This is a genomic window from Halopseudomonas sabulinigri (genome assembly GCF_900105255.1).
Taxonomy (GTDB): Bacteria; Pseudomonadota; Gammaproteobacteria; order Pseudomonadales; family Pseudomonadaceae; genus Halopseudomonas; species Halopseudomonas sabulinigri.
In genome coordinates, this window is record NZ_LT629763.1 from 1,071,325 (window position 1) to 1,086,899 (window position 15,575).

Genomic DNA, 15,575 nt, shown 5'->3' on the forward strand with positions numbered 1-15,575 from the left:
CCGCTGACATGGACAGAGCCGCGCACATACGGCATCATGCGCGGCCTAAAACCCTGCCTACTGCATGGTTATATCTATCGAAAAAGGCGACCCGATGAGCGAACTGCCCTCCTGCCCCAGCTGCGACTCGGCATTTACCTACGAAGACGGCCTGATGTTCGTCTGCCCGGAATGCGCCCACGAGTGGCCGCAGCAGGCCGATGAAGCAGACACTGGCAGCGGTATCACCGACGCCAACGGCAACCCGCTGGTCGATGGCGACTCGGTCACCGTGATCAAGGACCTGAAGGTCAAGGGCTCTTCGCTGGTGGTCAAGGTGGGCACCAAGGTGAAGAACATCCGCTTGGTCGAGGGCGATCACGATATCGACTGCAAGATCGACGGCATCGGCGCCATGAAGCTGAAATCCGAGTTCGTGAAAAAGTCCTGATCTCCGGCCGGGCGGCCAACTGCTTTACTTCCCCCGATACCGCCCGGCCTGCTCGCTGTGGAGTACTCCCTTCAACGCTTGAATGCGACGTACTGACGATGCGGGTTAGGCCCGCGCCAGATGAACCCTTCGTAGTAATAGTGCAGGAAAGACACTGTCAGTATGGTGATGTTGACCCACGGGTAATGCTGATGGCTGGTCAGTGCGTAGGCGATCAATAAGGAGGTCAGCGGCAGCACGATAAATGGTGACCAGGCACTGGCATGGGTCAGCCGATAGCACAGGCTGCCAGCACCACTACGATTACGGTTGCGGTCGTGGGTGATATACACGCTGTAGGCAGTCAGGTCGTGGATAACCCGTGGAATCAGAATCACGAACAGGGTGTAACCGATCTCGTTGATCAGCAGCGCAGACACCAGCATGGCCGCGTTGGCCCACAGGTACCAACGGCCTATGCCGCGCGGCGCCCGGCGGGCCAGCCGCCACGACAGCACGACTACCGCGGCGCAGAGCGCAGCCGCCAAGGCCGACATGAGCTGATAGCCATTGATGCCGGCGACCGCCCATTGGCCCAGAAAGCGCGTCCCGTAGACGTTGATGTAGATCGCGAAGCCAGCCAGTATCGCCAGCCACTTCCAGCAGTTGTATAACCGATCAGGGCGCGCCCCTAGCATCATCAGGGTCAATCCCAGTTGCTGCGCGAGCACGTGGTAGATGGTGTAAAAGGCGAGAAAGACAAACAGCAGACTGTAACTCAGCGGCTGCGGGCCAAAATGGCCGGCAACGGCAATCAGCAGAAACAAACAGAGTGGCGGCAACAGACTGCGGCGGTAGTGCGCCAGATACTCAGCATTGGCCATGGTCAGCATGCTGGCGATGATGTGCGGCAGGCCGAACAGGACTGCCCAGAGCGGCCAATCGTTGGGGTCGCCGGGCAGCACATCGGCAGCCAACCAGCCATCCCAGAGCAACAGGTCCAGGCCAACCAGCAACGCCGATAGCGGGATTACCGCATACAACGCCAGCAACCAGCGGCAATCAATACTGTGCAGAGGGTGTTCCATAACGAGGCCAACATCTTGTTATTGTGGCCCCTACTTGAGCACACGCCAGAGGGTGCGCCCATCACCCGTATCAGTGACCAGGACTGCACATCTTAGAACACCCGCCCAACCGCCAACCAGGCAACCATCAGGCTCAGCACCACCAGAATACTCAGAGGTTTGCGCAGCGCCGGATACCAGACCGGCGCCAGCCCATGGCGTACCGCCCACACATCAGCAAAGTACAGGGTCGCAAAGGCAGTGAAAAACACCGGCAAGGCCAGATTGATCGGCAAACTCAGGCCGACCCAGCCCAGCAGCGGCGGTATGACGGACAGCGCCAGTTGAACCGGCGCCTGGCTGCTCTCCTCACCCGCGCGCATTGCCAGTCCCCAGTGAATGGCGCCCATGAACGCCAGCACAATAGCCGCGTAGGCCAGCAACTCTTCCAGCACCCGTTCCCGCCAGGCCTCAGGTGTAACCCACAGGCCCAGGGCGCCGCTGACAAAGGGGATCAGCCCAACCAGTCCCAGCCCCAAGGCCAGTTTCGGGGGGCGTGTCGCGCTGAATGGATGCATACCTACTCCAGAATCAAGGTTGCCGCGCCGCCGCCGACGCGCTCGGCAATTATAAGGGCTTGGTTGATGACGACAACTCGCCATCGCGCAGCAATACGCTGGCCGCCGCTGGGCGCTTGCGTGGCAAGCTGCGCAGCAGCGCACGCAGCACCTTTTGCAAGCGCTGCTGATCCTCCCGCGACTCCGCTGCTGCGGCATAGGACTGACGCACAAATTCGTCGAAAAACGCCTGCAGGCCTGGCTGCTGAGCGGGCAAGGCCATTTCCAGACGGTGCTGCCAATCACGCGGCCCCTCGCCGGGCAACGCTTGCAGCCGCAACCGCCTCAAGCGTTGATCCAGGCGAGCCCAGGCGCGCTGCTGAGCCGTGCCGCTTTGCCGCTGCGGGCGAAGCCACCAGAGTCCCTGCAACAGCATGACACCGCCCGCCAGCGCCAGCACCACCAGACCAATGCGCTGCCAATCCGCAGTACCAAGCCAGCGGCGGAACAGCCCCATCTGCTCCTCACCCTTGAAGTTGAGTACGCGCAACTGCCACTGGTAGTTGATGTTATCCCAGGCCAGGCGCGCTTCGTTCAGCCAGGTCACACCGCGATAGCGGGAGGCTGACAGATAATCGTCCTGCAGAAAGCTGCCTTCCCCGCGCACCGCTTCCTCCAGCCCACGCTCGATACGTTCGGGCGCCACCTGAAAGGTCGGATCAACCGTTACCCAACCCTGACCCGGTAGCCAGGCCTCGACCCAGGCGTGGGCATCAAACTGATGCACCAGCACATAGCCGCCCCGTGTATTCACCTCACCACCCTGATAACCCGCTACGACGCGCGCCGGAATTCCCGCCGCGCGCAGCACGAAGGTCATGGCTCCCGCGTAGTGCTCACAGAAGCCACGCCGCGTATCGAACAGAAACTCGTCATTGCTGTGCTGGCCGAGTGGCGTGGGGTTGAGCGTGTAATAAAACGGCTCGCGATTGAAGTAACCCAGCAACGCCTGCACCAACGCGGCATCGTCCGGATACTGCTGGCGCAACTCCGCAGCCCAGGCGCGAGCACGCGGATCACCCTGCTCCGGCAGTTCGGTCTGCCGGTTGTGCTCCAATCTGCTCAACGGCTCGGTCTGCAACAGCGCCTCAGGATAGGAGGTCGCAGTGTAGCCAAAGGTGCTGTTGAGCGGCGTGATGGATTGCAGATTGAAATCATGCATGCGCCGCAGATAAGGGTCTTGCGAGGTCGCGCCGCGCAGGCTGTAAACCCAGTGCTGACCACTGGCGCCGGCCACCACCTGATATTCCACGGCCTTGCCGTCGGTTGCCAGCGACAGCGCCGGCAGGTTGCTCAGCCAGCGATCCTGCGACCAGCTGCGACCATCAAAGCGGCTGAGGGTCAGCGCCCGCCAGTAGAGCGTCGGCAAGGGCGGAATCTCACCGGCAAAGCTGGCCCGGAAGGCCAGTTCCGGCGAACGCGCCAGGTTGGCTATATCCGCCGGTGACATGTTGTCAGAGAGGCCGGTCTTGGCGCTGCCGCCAGGCATATTGACCGACCACAGCGGCTCCAGCCGCGGGAAAAAGATAAACAGCACCAGCAGCAAGGGAATCGCCTGCAACAGCATGACGCCGGCGCTACGCAGAGCACGCAGCGGGTCGTTTCGTCCAGCGCTCTGCTGCAAGCCCACCAGGGCGGCTACCAGTATCAGCAGGGACAGGCACTGATACAACGTCAGGGGTATCCCCTGATCAAACAGAAACGCGGTGGCCAGCACGAAAAAGCCCAGGTAGATCACCACCAGGGCATCACGCGGCGTGCGCATTTCCAGCAGCTTGAGCATGAACAACATGAGCAGCCACATCACGGTTGCATCCAGGCCGATCAGCGTGCCCTGGGTGAGAAATACGCCAATAAGGATCAGCACCAGCGCGGTTGCTTTCAACACGATGCCCGGATAACCCCAGCGCATGCGCTGAATCTGCACCCGCCACAGGGCGCAGCCAATCCACAGCAGCGCTACCCACCAGGGCAGACGCGGCAAATGTGGCAGCAACACCACCACCTGTGCGGTCAGCAGCCAGGCCAGGCTGTTACGCGGGATCAGGCCGGCGGCGCTCATGCGCTCTCACCCAGACCATAGAGCGCCAGTGCGCGCAGACAGGCATCGCGGTGCGCTTCGCCCAGTGCCGGCGCCTGACGCAAGTTGCCCAAGGCCAGGCCGTAGGGCCGGCCGGCCGCTTCCAGCGCCAGCACCCAGCCGGTCAGCATGCCCAGGCGCTGTTCAAGATCGGCGCCCGTGGTCTGCTCCAGATCAAGCCACTGACTCTGTTGCTGCGGCTCGGCAAACACCTTGCTGTGCAGCCCCTGTCCGCGCGAATAGGCGCGCCAGTCCAGCCGCCGTCGCGAGTCGCCGGGGCGGTAGTGACGCAGCCCCTGAAAATCATCCACGCCTTCGGCCAGCTGCGCCTGGGGAGCTTCATCCTGACCACTGCCGCTGCGCTGCAGCGGCAGTGGTGCCTTGATCGGGCGTGGATACACCAGCACCCGCCAGTTCAGGTCCAGCAGACTCCAGGCCGCAAACCAGCCGAGCGGAAAGCGCGTTTCAATGCGCAGGCGCTCTGGTTCAAGCCAGCCGCGGCCTTGACTCGGGTAATACAGCTTGGTGCTCGTTTCGCCATCAGCCGGTACATCCAACTGCTGCGGCGCCACGCCAGGCCAGCTCAACCTGAGCGCCTGGCGCTCGCGTGCCGGGCTCAGCAGCACCAGGCCAAGCGGCACCTGCTCACCGGCAAACACCGGACGCCCGCCAGTCGCGCGCAGGCTGATGCCCGCCAGATTGCGGTAGCTGTGATGCAAGGCCACCCAGAACAGACTGAGCAGCAGGAAGGTCAACCCGTAGACCAGGCTGTTTTCGTAATTGATGGCGCCTACCAAGAGGATTGCCAGCAGCAACAGGAAGGCCATACCCGCCCGGCTGGGCAGGATGAAAATACGCCGGTGGTCCAGGGTTATCTGCTGCGCTGCCGGAATGCGCCGCTTGAGCCAGCGTTGGTGCAGCGCACGGCCACGAGCCCGCCAGCCGGTGCTCACACCGCGGGCACTTCGTTGAGCAGCCATAGGGCAAGACTCTCGCCACCATGGCCGGCGGGGTCGTTGGCGGCACGCAACCGGTGACTCACAACGGCCGGCAAGACCGCCTGCACGTCTTCAGGGATCACATAGCTGCGCTGCTCCAGCAACGCCCAGGCACGCGCGGCAGCAAGCAAGCCGAGACTGGCGCGCGGCGATAGGCCCCAGGCGCAGAGGTCACTGTTACGGGTGTGATTGACCAGCCGCAAGATGTAGTTCACCAAGGCTTCGCTGGCATTGATCTGCGGCACCAGCGCCTGCAGCCGGCTGAGCTCCTCGCGGTTGAGCAACGGTTCTACCCGGTCCAGTCTCGCCCGGCGGTCGTCACCCAGCAGCAGACTGCGTTCGGCCTGCTCGCTCGGGTAGCCCAGTGACAGGCGCATCAGAAAACGGTCGAGCTGCGATTCAGGTAACGCAAATGTGCCACCCTGGGACACCGGGTTCTGGGTGGCGATGACAAAGAAGGGATCAGCCAAGGGCCGGGTGGCACCGTCTACGGTTACCTGCCCTTCTTCCATGGCCTCCAGCAGCGCACTCTGACTCTTGGGCGTAGCGCGATTGATCTCATCGGCGAGAATCAGCTCGGCAAAGATTGGCCCCGGATGAAACACGAACTGGCCGCTGTTACGGTCGAATACCGAGGTACCCAGAATGTCGCCCGGCAACAGATCACTGGTGAACTGAATGCGCTGGTAGCTCATGCCCAATACCGAGGCCAGCGCCTGCGACAGGGTGGTCTTGCCCATGCCGGGCAGGTCTTCTATCAGCAGGTGCCCCTTGGCCAGAATGCAGGTCAGCGCCAGTTTGACGGCGCGGGACTTGCCCAGCAGCACCTTGTCTATCGCGTCCTGCGCCGCACTCAACGCATCCTTCATGCTCACCTCTTCTCCGGGTTACCATGCCATGGTAGGTGCAAGCGCTGCTGCGCGAAAGGCAAATGCAATGGCTTGTAACAGCTTGCGCTCTTTACTCACCCCGTACCCGAGGACGGCCCATGCCGCTGCTACGCACCCTGTCGCTACTGATGACTACCCTACTCAGCGGTTGCTCAGCCCTCGCCCCGGTCAACTGGCTGGTGCCAAACCATGGCTATGAAAAGCTCGGCAGCCTGCGCTACGGCGACCTGCCGCGCCAGCAAATGGATGTTTACCTGCCAGCTGAACTGAAACCCAATGCGCCGGTGGTGGTGTTCTACTACGGAGGAAGCTGGCGTAGCGGCGAGCGTGGCAACTACCGTTTCGTGGGCCAGGCACTGGCGAGTCGCGGCATTATCGCGGTGATTCCCGATTATCGACTGTACCCCGAGGTGCGCTACCCCGATTTTTTACGCGATAGCGCCAAGGCCCTGGCCTGGACACGAGCACACCAGGCGGACTGGCAGAGCCCGCAGGGCCCCCTGTTCGTCATGGGCCACAGCGCCGGCGCCTACAACGCCGCCATGCTCGCGCTCGATTCGCGCTGGTTGGATCAGGAGCAGCTCAGCCCCGACATACTCAGCGGCTGGATCGGCCTGGCCGGTCCTTACGACTTTCTACCGATAATCAACCCCGATGTGCAGCCGGTTTTCTATCACCCCGATACCCCGGTCGACTCCCAGCCGCTGGTACATGCCAGCGCTGCCAGCCCACCCGCGTTACTGTTGGCCGGCGCCGAGGACGACCTGGTCGACCCGCAACGCAACACCCGGCAGCTGGCCGAGGCACTGACCACGCAGGGCGTGGCGACCAAGAGTGCGGTGATGGATGACTTGGGACACATCAAAATTCTGTTGACTCTGGCAGCGCCCTTCCAGCACTGGGCGCCGGTGATTGATCAGGTCACCTGCTTTATCAGCCAGCACGGCGTAAGCAAGACTGATGATCAGGCCAACGACGGTTTCTCTCCGCCCTCCTCCTCGGCCTGCAAGGATTCCAAACGGTAGATCATGTAGCGAACGTGCAGGTGCAGGCTGTACAGCTCATGGGCATAGGAAAGTGGTACGTCCACATGATTCAGTTCGGTTTCCAGTTCCTTCAGCCCCTGAATTTCCTGCGTGTATTGCTGTTTGATCTTGCCACTGTAAATCAGCTTGTCGATGCGCCGCAGGTGCTCATACCAGCGGTATACCCGCGCTCGTACGCGCCAGCGGTACAACGGCCCCATAGTCTTGAGTAACGGAAACATGATGGCAATGAAGGGAATAACCAGCACGACGTAACGATCAATTGCCGACGCCACCTGGAACGGCAGATACCGCTGCAGAAAGGGCACGCCCTGGCGATGGTAGTAATCAGCCTCCTTGCTCAGCTCCAGCCCCATCGGCTCACCGGCCGGGAAACGTCCGGGCTTGTCGAGCAGGTTGCCATCGCGCAGCACCTTGCGTGCAGCCTCCAATACCACGGCGGTCAGAGCTGGATGAAAGCTCTGATTGCCCACCAGCATCGCCACCGGTGACAGTACCTTGGTATCTTGCGGTGGCATGCTGGCGGCGATATTCAACAGCCCCTTGGGCACGTCCAGCGCCTCCAGAAAATGCAGCCGCGCGGCAAAGGCATCGGCCTGCGAGAGGTTGATCAGGGTCATATCCGGGTTGGCCGCCAAACGCGTCACCAGGCGGTTGTCGGCCGGCAACACCAGAAAGGCAGCATCCAGCTCGCCCGCTACCAGCGCATCGACGGCGGCCGAGCTACCCATCTTGCGCCACAGTCCGTTGTTCAACAGCTCCAGCCGGGAAACCTCGTTGCGCTCTTCAAACAGCCCCTTGAGCACTGCCCAGGTACCGCTGCCCTCGCTGCCCACTGCGACGCGCTTGTCCTCCAGGTCAGATAACCGGGTGATATTCGCGCCCTTGCGCTGAAACAGCCACAGGGGTTCGTGGTAGAGCGCGGCCAGGCCGACCAGACGGCTGCGCTGCGCCGGTTCCAGCAACAGCTCGGTACCGCTTTGAATCAAGCCGATCTGCGCCTCACCGGTGCCATCGGTGAGCAGCTGCAGGTTATCCAACGAGCCACGGCTGGTGCGCAGCCGCAGCTCCAGATCCTGCTTGGCCAGTTCCTTTTGCATGGCCAGACCAAACTGGTGGTAACTACCGGTTTCGCTACCCGTGGTCATCACCAGCACCTTGGGCGGCGCCGGATCAAGCAAGCGAAACAACAGCCACACCAGCACCAGCGCCAACGGGATAATCCACAGGTTGGTACGAATGAAGAGCCCTATCTGCTTCAGGTTATGCATCCTGCCACTCCGAACACGAATCTTCCCTGCAGTCTAAACGGCTTGCGCCGGTCCTGCGAAAAAAGCCTGGCGCGTTACTCTTGGGTAACGAAACCGGCGGGTTGATAGGCCTTGGTACCCCACAGCGGCACGGTCGACAGACTGTGCTTGAAGCTGCCGGACGTCTCCTTGGTGGAATACGACAGGTACATCAGCGTCTGATTCTGCGGATCAAAGATGCGCCTTACCTTCATGGTCTTGAAGAATACGCTTTTGGATTTACGGAACACGATCTCACCCGAATCGCTGGTGTCGATCTGGGCAATCATCTCCGGCGTGATCTCGCCGGTCTGCCGGCAGGAAATGGCACTGTCGCTGGGATCGGATAAACTCAGGTTCGCCTCGACCGACGCGATATGACAGGTAACACCGGGCACCTGCGGATCTACCAGCGAGTTCAACTTGATGTCCTTGAGGGTGAATACCCCCAAAGAAACATCGCCCACCTCATTGTCTGAACAACCGGCAAGCACACCAATGAGTCCTGCCGCTACCAATAATTTCTTCATTTTCACTCCCTGCGTTACTTTCAAACCCGATCTCAATTGCTTGAAAAGTAATGTTTTTGTGGTCACATCTCCGCTTTGACAGCATAACCCCGCCGGATGCTCCGCAGCTTGCTTGCTTAACCTGCATTAACCGGCGGCTTGCGCGGATCCGCGCTGGTGCCGCCCTTGGCCAGCAAGCATTACGGCCACAAAAAAGCCGCGCCTGGCAGGGCCAGAGCGCGGCTTTTTACTGCCTGCGCCGCCTTACATGCTCAGCGCCATGCTCACGCCGGCCATGCTGATCAGCGCGCCCAATACTGAGACAGCACGCTGCCAGTGCCGTGCCTGCAGCCATTGGCCGCCGACCAGCCCGAGCCCGTGCAACCCGGCGGTTGCTACGGCAAAACCGAAGGCGTAGGCCGCCGCACCCGCTGCCGCGGGCATCTCGGCGCCATGGGCGTACCCGTGGAACAGCGCGAAACCGCTGACCAGCACCGCTGCCGGAATGGTGGCACCGCTGCGCGCGAACATCAGCAGCACGCCCAGTACGATCACCGAGGCCACGATACCCAGCTCAACACCCGGCAGATGCATGCCGGCCATGGCCAGACCACCGCCCAGTACCATCACGCCGACAAAAAGCACCGGCAGCAACCAGCGTGCGACCCCGCCGAGCTTGGCTGCACACAAGCCGACCGCCACCATGGCCAGCAGGTGATCCAGACCAAACAGCGGGTGACTCAGGCCGCTGACCAGGCCGGACGTACCGTGGCCGGGGTGGGCATAGGCCATGGCTGGCATCAGAGTAAGGCCAGCGGCCAGCAGAAGGTGTTTGCGAAGGTGGTTCATGTCAGGCTCCTTGTTGAGATTGTTCAGTGCTGGGCAGCGCCTTGAGCATGCCCTGACGTACGATGAAATTGATGATGTCTTCCACGCCCTGCCCGCTCTTGAGGTTGGAAAACACGAAAGGGCGCTCGCCGCGCATTTTCTTGGCGTCGCGATCCATCACGCCCAGATCGGCGCCCACCAGCGGAGCCAGGTCGGTCTTGTTGATGATCAGCAGGTCGGAGCGGGTAATACCCGGCCCACCCTTGCGCGGTATCTTGTCGCCAGCGGACACATCGATCACGTAGAGCGTGAGGTCAGACAGCTCGGGGCTGAAGGTCGCGGCAAGGTTGTCGCCGCCGCTCTCCACCAGCACCAGCTCCATTTCCGGGTGACGCTCCTGCAGCTCGGCCACGGCGGCCAGATTCATCGAAGCGTCCTCGCGGATGGCGGTGTGCGGGCAGCCGCCGGTTTCGACGCCCAGGATGCGGTCTTCCGGCAACGCATCGTGGCGCAGCAGAAAGTCGGCATCCTCGCGGGTATAGATATCATTGGTGATCACACCCAGGTTGTAGTGCGGGTACAGGCGCTCGCAGAGGGTGCGCACCAGTGCAGTCTTGCCGGAACCCACAGGTCCGCCAATGCCCACTCGCAATGCAGGTCTGGTAGTCATATGTCAGTGCTCCTTAAGATCGAAACAGTCGGGTGTATTGATGTTCGTGCCGGGCGCTGGCGAACGCCAGGCCAGGCAACCCCGCGCCGAGTTCGTCGCCAGGCAGCTGCCGCGCTGTCTCCACGACGCCCGGCAGGCTGGGCAAAATACGGTCAAGCAGGCGCTGAGCATCGGTCTGGCCCAGCGGTATCAGTTTGGTCGCGGCGCCCACCTGGTTCTCCAGCCAGCTCCAGAGTGCCCCGAGTGCCAGCGCATGTGCGCCGGTGCTCCAGTGCTGGCCGGCCATGGCCAGCGCGGTGACCAGCGCCAGAGGCTCGCCGCTAGGCCACTCCTGTGCACTGGGTACACCGAGCGAGCACAGCAGCCGCAACAAGGCGCCGCCCTGCTGGCTGTCCTCCAGATACAACTCGGCGGTTTCGCGGTTGGCCAGCAGCCAGTCATTCCAGGAGAACAGCGCTCCGTCATCGGCGCGTTCCAGCGCCTCGTACTGCCGCAGCAGAATGGGTATATCCAGCCGCGCGGCGGAGTGCTCAAGCAAACCACCAAGCCAACCGGCGGCACTGTCGATATCCGTCACCCAAGCCTGCTCGATGGCGTACTCCAGGCCTTGCGAATAGGCATAGCCACCAATCGGCAGTGCCGGGCTGGCCAGCTGCAATACGCGCAGCAGCGCCAGATCGGTCATTACTCTGGCTTCCACCCTCGCCTCAGCCACGATCATGCCCGGCCAGCCGCAGAAAAGGTGCCGCCGGGGTGGCAACGCTGTGGCTGTGGTTATGGTAGGCACCGGACTCAGGATTGAAAGGCGCGGTAATCTGCTCTACCTCCAGCCCAAAGCCGCGCAGCATGGCATCCAGCACGTGATCGCACAGGTAACGCAGCTCGCCGGCGCGCACCTCGAGTGCGACGTGACGGTTGCCCATGTGATAGGCCGCCCGCGCCAGCAGCAGCGCGTCACTGCACTGCACACGCGACAGTTGCTCCGGTGCGGCACTGATCATCAGCACGCTGCCGTCAGTGCACTGCAGGCGTTCGCCCTGGGCCAACACGCGACCACGTGGTAGAAACAGGCCGACGTCCAACCCACCCTCGGTGACCGCACGCAGACGGCTACGGGTGCGAAGCTCATAGGTCAGCTCGAGCACGTGGTCGTGACCGCCCTCGCCCTCCAGCCATTCATGACATTCCAGCATTGGGTCTTTCCCTCTCAAAACAGGTCATTCAACACAAATCGTTCAAAGCCACTTAGAACAGGTAGTAACGCTGGGCCAGCGGCAATTCGGTGGCCGGCTCGCAGAGCAGCTCAACACCGTCGGCCTTGACCACATAGGTCTGCGGATCAACGCTGATGTCGGGCATGTAATCGTTCAGCTTCATGTCCGCCTTGCCGATGGTGCGGGTATTGCGTACCGCTTCCAGCCGGCGATTCAGGCCAAGCTTGTCGGCAATACCGGCGTCCAGCGCTGCCTTGGAGACAAAGGTCACACAGGTGCTATCCATACCCTTGCCAAAGGCGCCGAACATCGGCCGGTAGTGCACTGGCTGCGGCGTCGGAATCGAGGCGTTCGGATCGCCCATCGGCGCCGCAGCGATGGCACCGCCCTTGAGAATCAGGCTGGGCTTGGTGCCAAAGAACGCCGGCTTCCACAGCACCAGATCTGCCAGTTTGCCGACCTCGATCGAGCCGACCACATCGGCCAGGCCCATGGTGATGGCCGGGTTGATGGTGTACTTGGCGATGTAGCGTTTGGCGCGTGCGTTGTCGGACCACTCATCGTCGCCCTCCAGCGGGCCGCGCTGCACTTTCATCTTGTGCGCGGTTTGCCAAGTGCGAGTGACCACTTCACCCACGCGGCCCATGGCCTGGGAGTCTGACGAGATCATGCAGAAGGCGCCCAGGTCGTGCAGGATGTCTTCGGCGGCGATGGTCTCGCGGCGGATGCGCGAGTCAGCAAAGGCTACGTCTTCGGCGATGGCCGGATCCAGGTGATGGCAAACCATCAGCATGTCCAGGTGCTCATCCACAGTGTTGACCGTGTAAGGCCGCGTCGGGTTGGTCGAGGACGGCAGCACGTTGGCTTCACCGCAGGCCTTGATGATATCCGGCGCGTGGCCACCACCAGCGCCCTCGGTGTGATAGGTGTGAATCACCCGGCCATTGATCGCGGCCAGGGTGTCTTCCACAAAACCGGATTCATTCAGGGTATCGGTGTGGATCGCCACCTGCACATCGTAGGCATCGGCCACACTCAGGCAGCAGTCAATAGCCGCCGGCGTAGTGCCCCAGTCTTCGTGCAGTTTGAGGCCCATCGCGCCAGCCTCGATCTGCTCTTCCAATGCGTCCGGCAGGCTGGCGTTACCCTTGCCGAGAAAGCCGAGGTTCATCGGAAAACACTCGGCGGATTGGAGCATCTTGCCCAGGTGCCAGGCACCCGGTGTGCAGGTGGTGGCATTGGTGCCGGTGGCCGGGCCGGTGCCGCCACCAATCATGGTGGTGACGCCCGACATCAGCGCCTCATCAATCTGCTGCGGGCAGATGAAATGAATGTGCGCATCAATGCCGCCGGCAGTCAGAATCATGCCTTCGCCGGCAATCACCTCGGTACAGGGCCCGATGATGATATCGATACCCGGTTGTATATCCGGGTTGCCAGCCTTGCCGATCGCCTGGATGTTGCCATCCTTGAGCGCCACGTCGGCCTTGATCACGCCCCACCAGTCGAGGATCAGCGCATTGGTGATCACGGTATCCGGGGTTTCGGTACGGGTGCGCTGGCTTTGCCCCATGCCGTCGCGGATTACCTTGCCGCCACCAAATTTCACTTCCTCGCCGTAGCGGGTCAGGTCCTTCTCTACGCTGATCCACAGCTCGGTGTCGCCAAGACGCACGCGGTCGCCGGTGGTTGGGCCATACATTTCGGCGTAGGCCTGTCTGCTGATTTCCATTATTCGCTCCTGATCTGCTCAGAGACTGCCCATGACGTCGCCACGGAAGCCATACACCTTGCGCTCACCGGCCAAGGCCACCAGTTCCACCTCGCGGCTCTGCCCCGGCTCGAAACGCACTGCCGTGCCAGCGGCAATGTTCAGCCGAAAGCCACGCGCCGCAGCACGGTCGAACTGCAGCGCCGGGTTGGTTTCAGCAAAGTGGTAATGAGAGCCCACCTGCACCGGGCGGTCGCCACTGTTGGCCACGCTGATCATCAGCGTCTCGCGCCCCTCGTTGAGTTGCAGCGAGCCCTCGCGGGTCTGTATTTCTCCTGGAATCATGGCGCTCTCCTCAGGGAATCGGGTTATGCACGGTGACCAGTTTGGTGCCGTCGGGGAAAGTTGCTTCCACCTGCACCTCGGCCAGCAGTTCGGGAATGCCATCCATCACCTGATCGCGACTTAGCAAGGTGCGACCGTAGCTCATCATCTCGGCCACGCTGCGCCCATCTCGCGCACCTTCCATGATCGCAGCGCTGATGTAGGCCATGGCTTCCGGATAATTCAGCTTTACCCCGCGGGCCAACCGGCGCTCGGCCAGCAGCGCTGCGGTGAATAGCAGAAGTTTGTCTTTTTCGCGCGGTGTCAGCTCCATGAAACGGGCTCCATTCAGGTATTCCAGATACGGGGTGAGCAGGCAGCGCGACCGTTGATCAGGGGTCGCAGGTGCTGCCACAAACGAATAAAGGTATTGCGCGCATGTTCGGCCTCATGACCAAGATAACGGCCAATCAGCAAGCCGTTGCGCTGCGTCAGCGCCAACTGCGGGTAGTCTGCAAAGGTCTCACGCAGGTCATCGAGCTGTTGGCGATCCAGTTGCAGTGTAGCCAACCAGGTGCCACTGACACCGGCTCCGGCCAACCCCCAGCGCGCATCCAGCAGCGCTTCACCACCCACAAAGCAGTTGCGCTCGATGTAAATCGGCCGGCCATCGCGCCACACGTCCAGGCGCTGCTCCACCGCGCCGTGGGTAAAGCCTTCGTCCGCCGCCGGTCGGCCAAGGCAGAGCAGATCCCAGGCGCAGCAACGAGCATCGCCGTTCAAATCAATACGGGTAATGAATTTGGCGTTGCAGCCTTCAAAGGCGATTGTGTCTTGCGGCAGATATTCCAGACTGCTGCCAGCGGCCAGGGTGAAGCGGTTGTGTTGCACCTGAAAGGTGCCGTTGTCGCGCGCGCGATAGCATTTGCCCGAGGATGGCGTGGTCAGCAACGCTTGGGCACCCGCTTGCATGTCGGCTTGCAGGCGAAGGGTATCGCCACTGACCAGCCCACCAGGCGGGTGCAGAATGTAGAGGTGCGGGCAATCGGTCCCTTCCGGAAAGAAGGGACGTTGAATGCGCAGGGGGCCGCGGTGGCTGGTGTGCGCCAACTGGGTGCGTTCTCCGCTGCGGGCGAACCCCAGGCTTAAGCCGGCTTGCCAGTTCAGCGCGCTATCATGCTGTTCAAGGTGCCAAGCGAGGGTCATAGGGCGTATCCAACCGTTAACGATGGCCAATTACAGAGCAAGTGCCATGCCACCCTGACGCGCCGATATTCCGCGGCGTGCCCGACAACAGGTCACGGCGCGACGCACCATAAACGAACACTGACCATTTGGACAGCATTTCAAGGCACCATAAAAGGGCATAATTGGATACACCTTGACGGTTGTAACCGCTGCCCAATCTGGTAACGTCGGCTGACCAGCGTCCTGCTGGGCAATGCCTTTAATTACCCAAAACTGTTGAACTCAACTCTAATCAAGGAGTAGTGCCGCTCGCCATGAACAAATCCCCCGCCATCGTAATGACCCGTCTGGATGTGCAGCGCCTGGAGAAAGTGCTCGATAACATGCAGGCGCCACTGGATCTGCTGGAAGCGCTGGAAGACGAGGTGCTGCGCGCCCGCGTGGTCAGCCACAAGCGCATTGCCAGCGACGTGGTCACCATGAATTCGACAGTGCGGTTTAGTGATGAGGCGAGCGAACGCGAGTTCGTGCTGACACTGGTTTATCCAGAGCAGGCCGGACGACCCGGCACCATCTCGATTCTGGCGCCAGTGGGTATCGCCCTGCTCGGTTTGAAGGTCGGTCAGAGCATCAACTGGCAAGGCCCGCAGGGACGCCCGCTGAAGCTCAAAATCATGGATATTCTGTATCAGCCAGAAGCCAGCGGTGACTATCACCTCTGACACCAGCTGTTAG

The 15,575-nt window shown here is 61.8% G+C and carries 18 protein-coding genes; 3 read left to right on the forward strand and 15 right to left on the reverse strand.

The genetic code is table 11. The features are described from left to right. Nucleotides 1-94: 94 nt before the first annotated feature. Entirely contained in the window at nucleotides 95-430 is a 336-nt protein-coding gene (locus BLU26_RS04755; RefSeq protein ID WP_092284333.1) for a zinc ribbon domain-containing protein YjdM, read from the forward strand. A 71-nt stretch (nucleotides 431-501) separates the two neighbouring features. On the opposite strand, the gene BLU26_RS04760 is transcribed toward BLU26_RS04755, so the two are convergent. The 5 genes from BLU26_RS04760 to BLU26_RS04780 all read right to left on the reverse strand — a co-directional run bounded on the left by BLU26_RS04760 (nucleotide 502) and on the right by BLU26_RS04780 (nucleotide 6,040). Further along, the gene (locus BLU26_RS04760) at nucleotides 502-1,497 is read right to left on the reverse strand and encodes a hypothetical protein (protein WP_092284335.1); all 996 of its coding nucleotides are present in this window, start codon (nucleotides 1,495-1,497) and stop codon (nucleotides 502-504) included. Nucleotides 1,498-1,589: 92 nt separating this feature from the next. Beyond that, on the reverse strand, nucleotides 1,590-2,054 hold the full coding sequence (locus BLU26_RS04765; protein WP_092284337.1) for a DUF3429 domain-containing protein: 465 nt from the start codon (nucleotides 2,052-2,054) through the stop codon (nucleotides 1,590-1,592). A gap of 49 nt (nucleotides 2,055-2,103) precedes the next feature. Continuing rightward, a complete protein-coding gene (locus BLU26_RS04770) occupies nucleotides 2,104-4,155 on the reverse strand; it encodes a transglutaminase family protein (RefSeq protein ID WP_092284339.1) in 2,052 nt (683 codons plus the stop codon). Continuing rightward, nucleotides 4,152-5,153, reverse strand: a complete 1,002-nt coding sequence (locus tag BLU26_RS04775) for a DUF58 domain-containing protein (protein ID WP_092284341.1) — start codon at nucleotides 5,151-5,153, stop codon at nucleotides 4,152-4,154. Before BLU26_RS04775 ends, BLU26_RS04770 begins: the two co-directional genes overlap by 4 nt. Next, the gene (locus BLU26_RS04780) at nucleotides 5,123-6,040 is read right to left on the reverse strand and encodes an AAA family ATPase (protein ID WP_092284343.1); all 918 of its coding nucleotides are present in this window, start codon (nucleotides 6,038-6,040) and stop codon (nucleotides 5,123-5,125) included. Before BLU26_RS04780 ends, BLU26_RS04775 begins: the two co-directional genes overlap by 31 nt. 119 nt (nucleotides 6,041-6,159) lie before the next feature. Here BLU26_RS04780 and BLU26_RS04785 point away from each other — a divergent pair, with 119 nt between their 5' ends. Next, a complete protein-coding gene (locus BLU26_RS04785) occupies nucleotides 6,160-7,086 on the forward strand; it encodes an alpha/beta hydrolase (RefSeq protein ID WP_092284345.1) in 927 nt (308 codons plus the stop codon). Here the strand turns inward: BLU26_RS04785 and BLU26_RS04790 are convergent. The 10 genes from BLU26_RS04790 to BLU26_RS04835 all read right to left on the reverse strand — a co-directional run bounded on the left by BLU26_RS04790 (nucleotide 7,026) and on the right by BLU26_RS04835 (nucleotide 14,858). Next, entirely contained in the window at nucleotides 7,026-8,378 is a 1,353-nt protein-coding gene (locus tag BLU26_RS04790) for a TAXI family TRAP transporter solute-binding subunit (protein ID WP_092284346.1), read from the reverse strand. The genes BLU26_RS04785 and BLU26_RS04790 overlap by 61 nt on opposite strands. Before the next feature lie 74 nt (nucleotides 8,379-8,452). Further along, entirely contained in the window at nucleotides 8,453-8,926 is a 474-nt protein-coding gene (locus BLU26_RS04795) for a CreA family protein (protein WP_092284348.1), read from the reverse strand. Between the two features lie 243 nt (nucleotides 8,927-9,169). Then, nucleotides 9,170-9,754 (reverse strand): HupE/UreJ family protein, encoded by a 585-nt coding sequence (locus BLU26_RS04800; RefSeq protein ID WP_092284350.1) that lies wholly within the window; start codon nucleotides 9,752-9,754, stop codon nucleotides 9,170-9,172. A 1-nt stretch (nucleotide 9,755) separates the two neighbouring features. After that, complete coding sequence (gene ureG / locus BLU26_RS04805; RefSeq protein WP_092284352.1) at nucleotides 9,756-10,403, reverse strand: urease accessory protein UreG; 648 nt, start codon at nucleotides 10,401-10,403, stop codon at nucleotides 9,756-9,758. A 13-nt stretch (nucleotides 10,404-10,416) separates the two neighbouring features. Continuing rightward, the gene (locus BLU26_RS04810) at nucleotides 10,417-11,088 is read right to left on the reverse strand and encodes an urease accessory protein UreF (protein ID WP_092284354.1); all 672 of its coding nucleotides are present in this window, start codon (nucleotides 11,086-11,088) and stop codon (nucleotides 10,417-10,419) included. Nucleotides 11,089-11,110: 22 nt separating this feature from the next. Beyond that, the gene (ureE, locus tag BLU26_RS04815) at nucleotides 11,111-11,596 is read right to left on the reverse strand and encodes an urease accessory protein UreE (RefSeq protein ID WP_092284356.1); all 486 of its coding nucleotides are present in this window, start codon (nucleotides 11,594-11,596) and stop codon (nucleotides 11,111-11,113) included. A gap of 52 nt (nucleotides 11,597-11,648) precedes the next feature. Beyond that, complete coding sequence (gene ureC, locus BLU26_RS04820; protein ID WP_172830640.1) at nucleotides 11,649-13,349, reverse strand: urease subunit alpha; 1,701 nt, start codon at nucleotides 13,347-13,349, stop codon at nucleotides 11,649-11,651. An 18-nt stretch (nucleotides 13,350-13,367) separates the two neighbouring features. Continuing rightward, a complete protein-coding gene (locus tag BLU26_RS04825) occupies nucleotides 13,368-13,673 on the reverse strand; it encodes an urease subunit beta (RefSeq protein WP_092284360.1) in 306 nt (101 codons plus the stop codon). Nucleotides 13,674-13,683: 10 nt separating this feature from the next. Then, nucleotides 13,684-13,986, reverse strand: a complete 303-nt coding sequence (gene ureA, locus BLU26_RS04830; protein WP_092284362.1) for an urease subunit gamma — start codon at nucleotides 13,984-13,986, stop codon at nucleotides 13,684-13,686. A 14-nt stretch (nucleotides 13,987-14,000) separates the two neighbouring features. Continuing rightward, complete coding sequence (locus tag BLU26_RS04835; RefSeq protein WP_092284364.1) at nucleotides 14,001-14,858, reverse strand: urease accessory protein UreD; 858 nt, start codon at nucleotides 14,856-14,858, stop codon at nucleotides 14,001-14,003. Between the two features lie 296 nt (nucleotides 14,859-15,154). Between BLU26_RS04835 and rnk the strand changes: the two genes are divergently transcribed. Then, a complete protein-coding gene (rnk, locus tag BLU26_RS04840; protein ID WP_092284366.1) occupies nucleotides 15,155-15,562 on the forward strand; it encodes a nucleoside diphosphate kinase regulator in 408 nt (135 codons plus the stop codon). Nucleotides 15,563-15,575 lie beyond the last annotated feature (13 nt).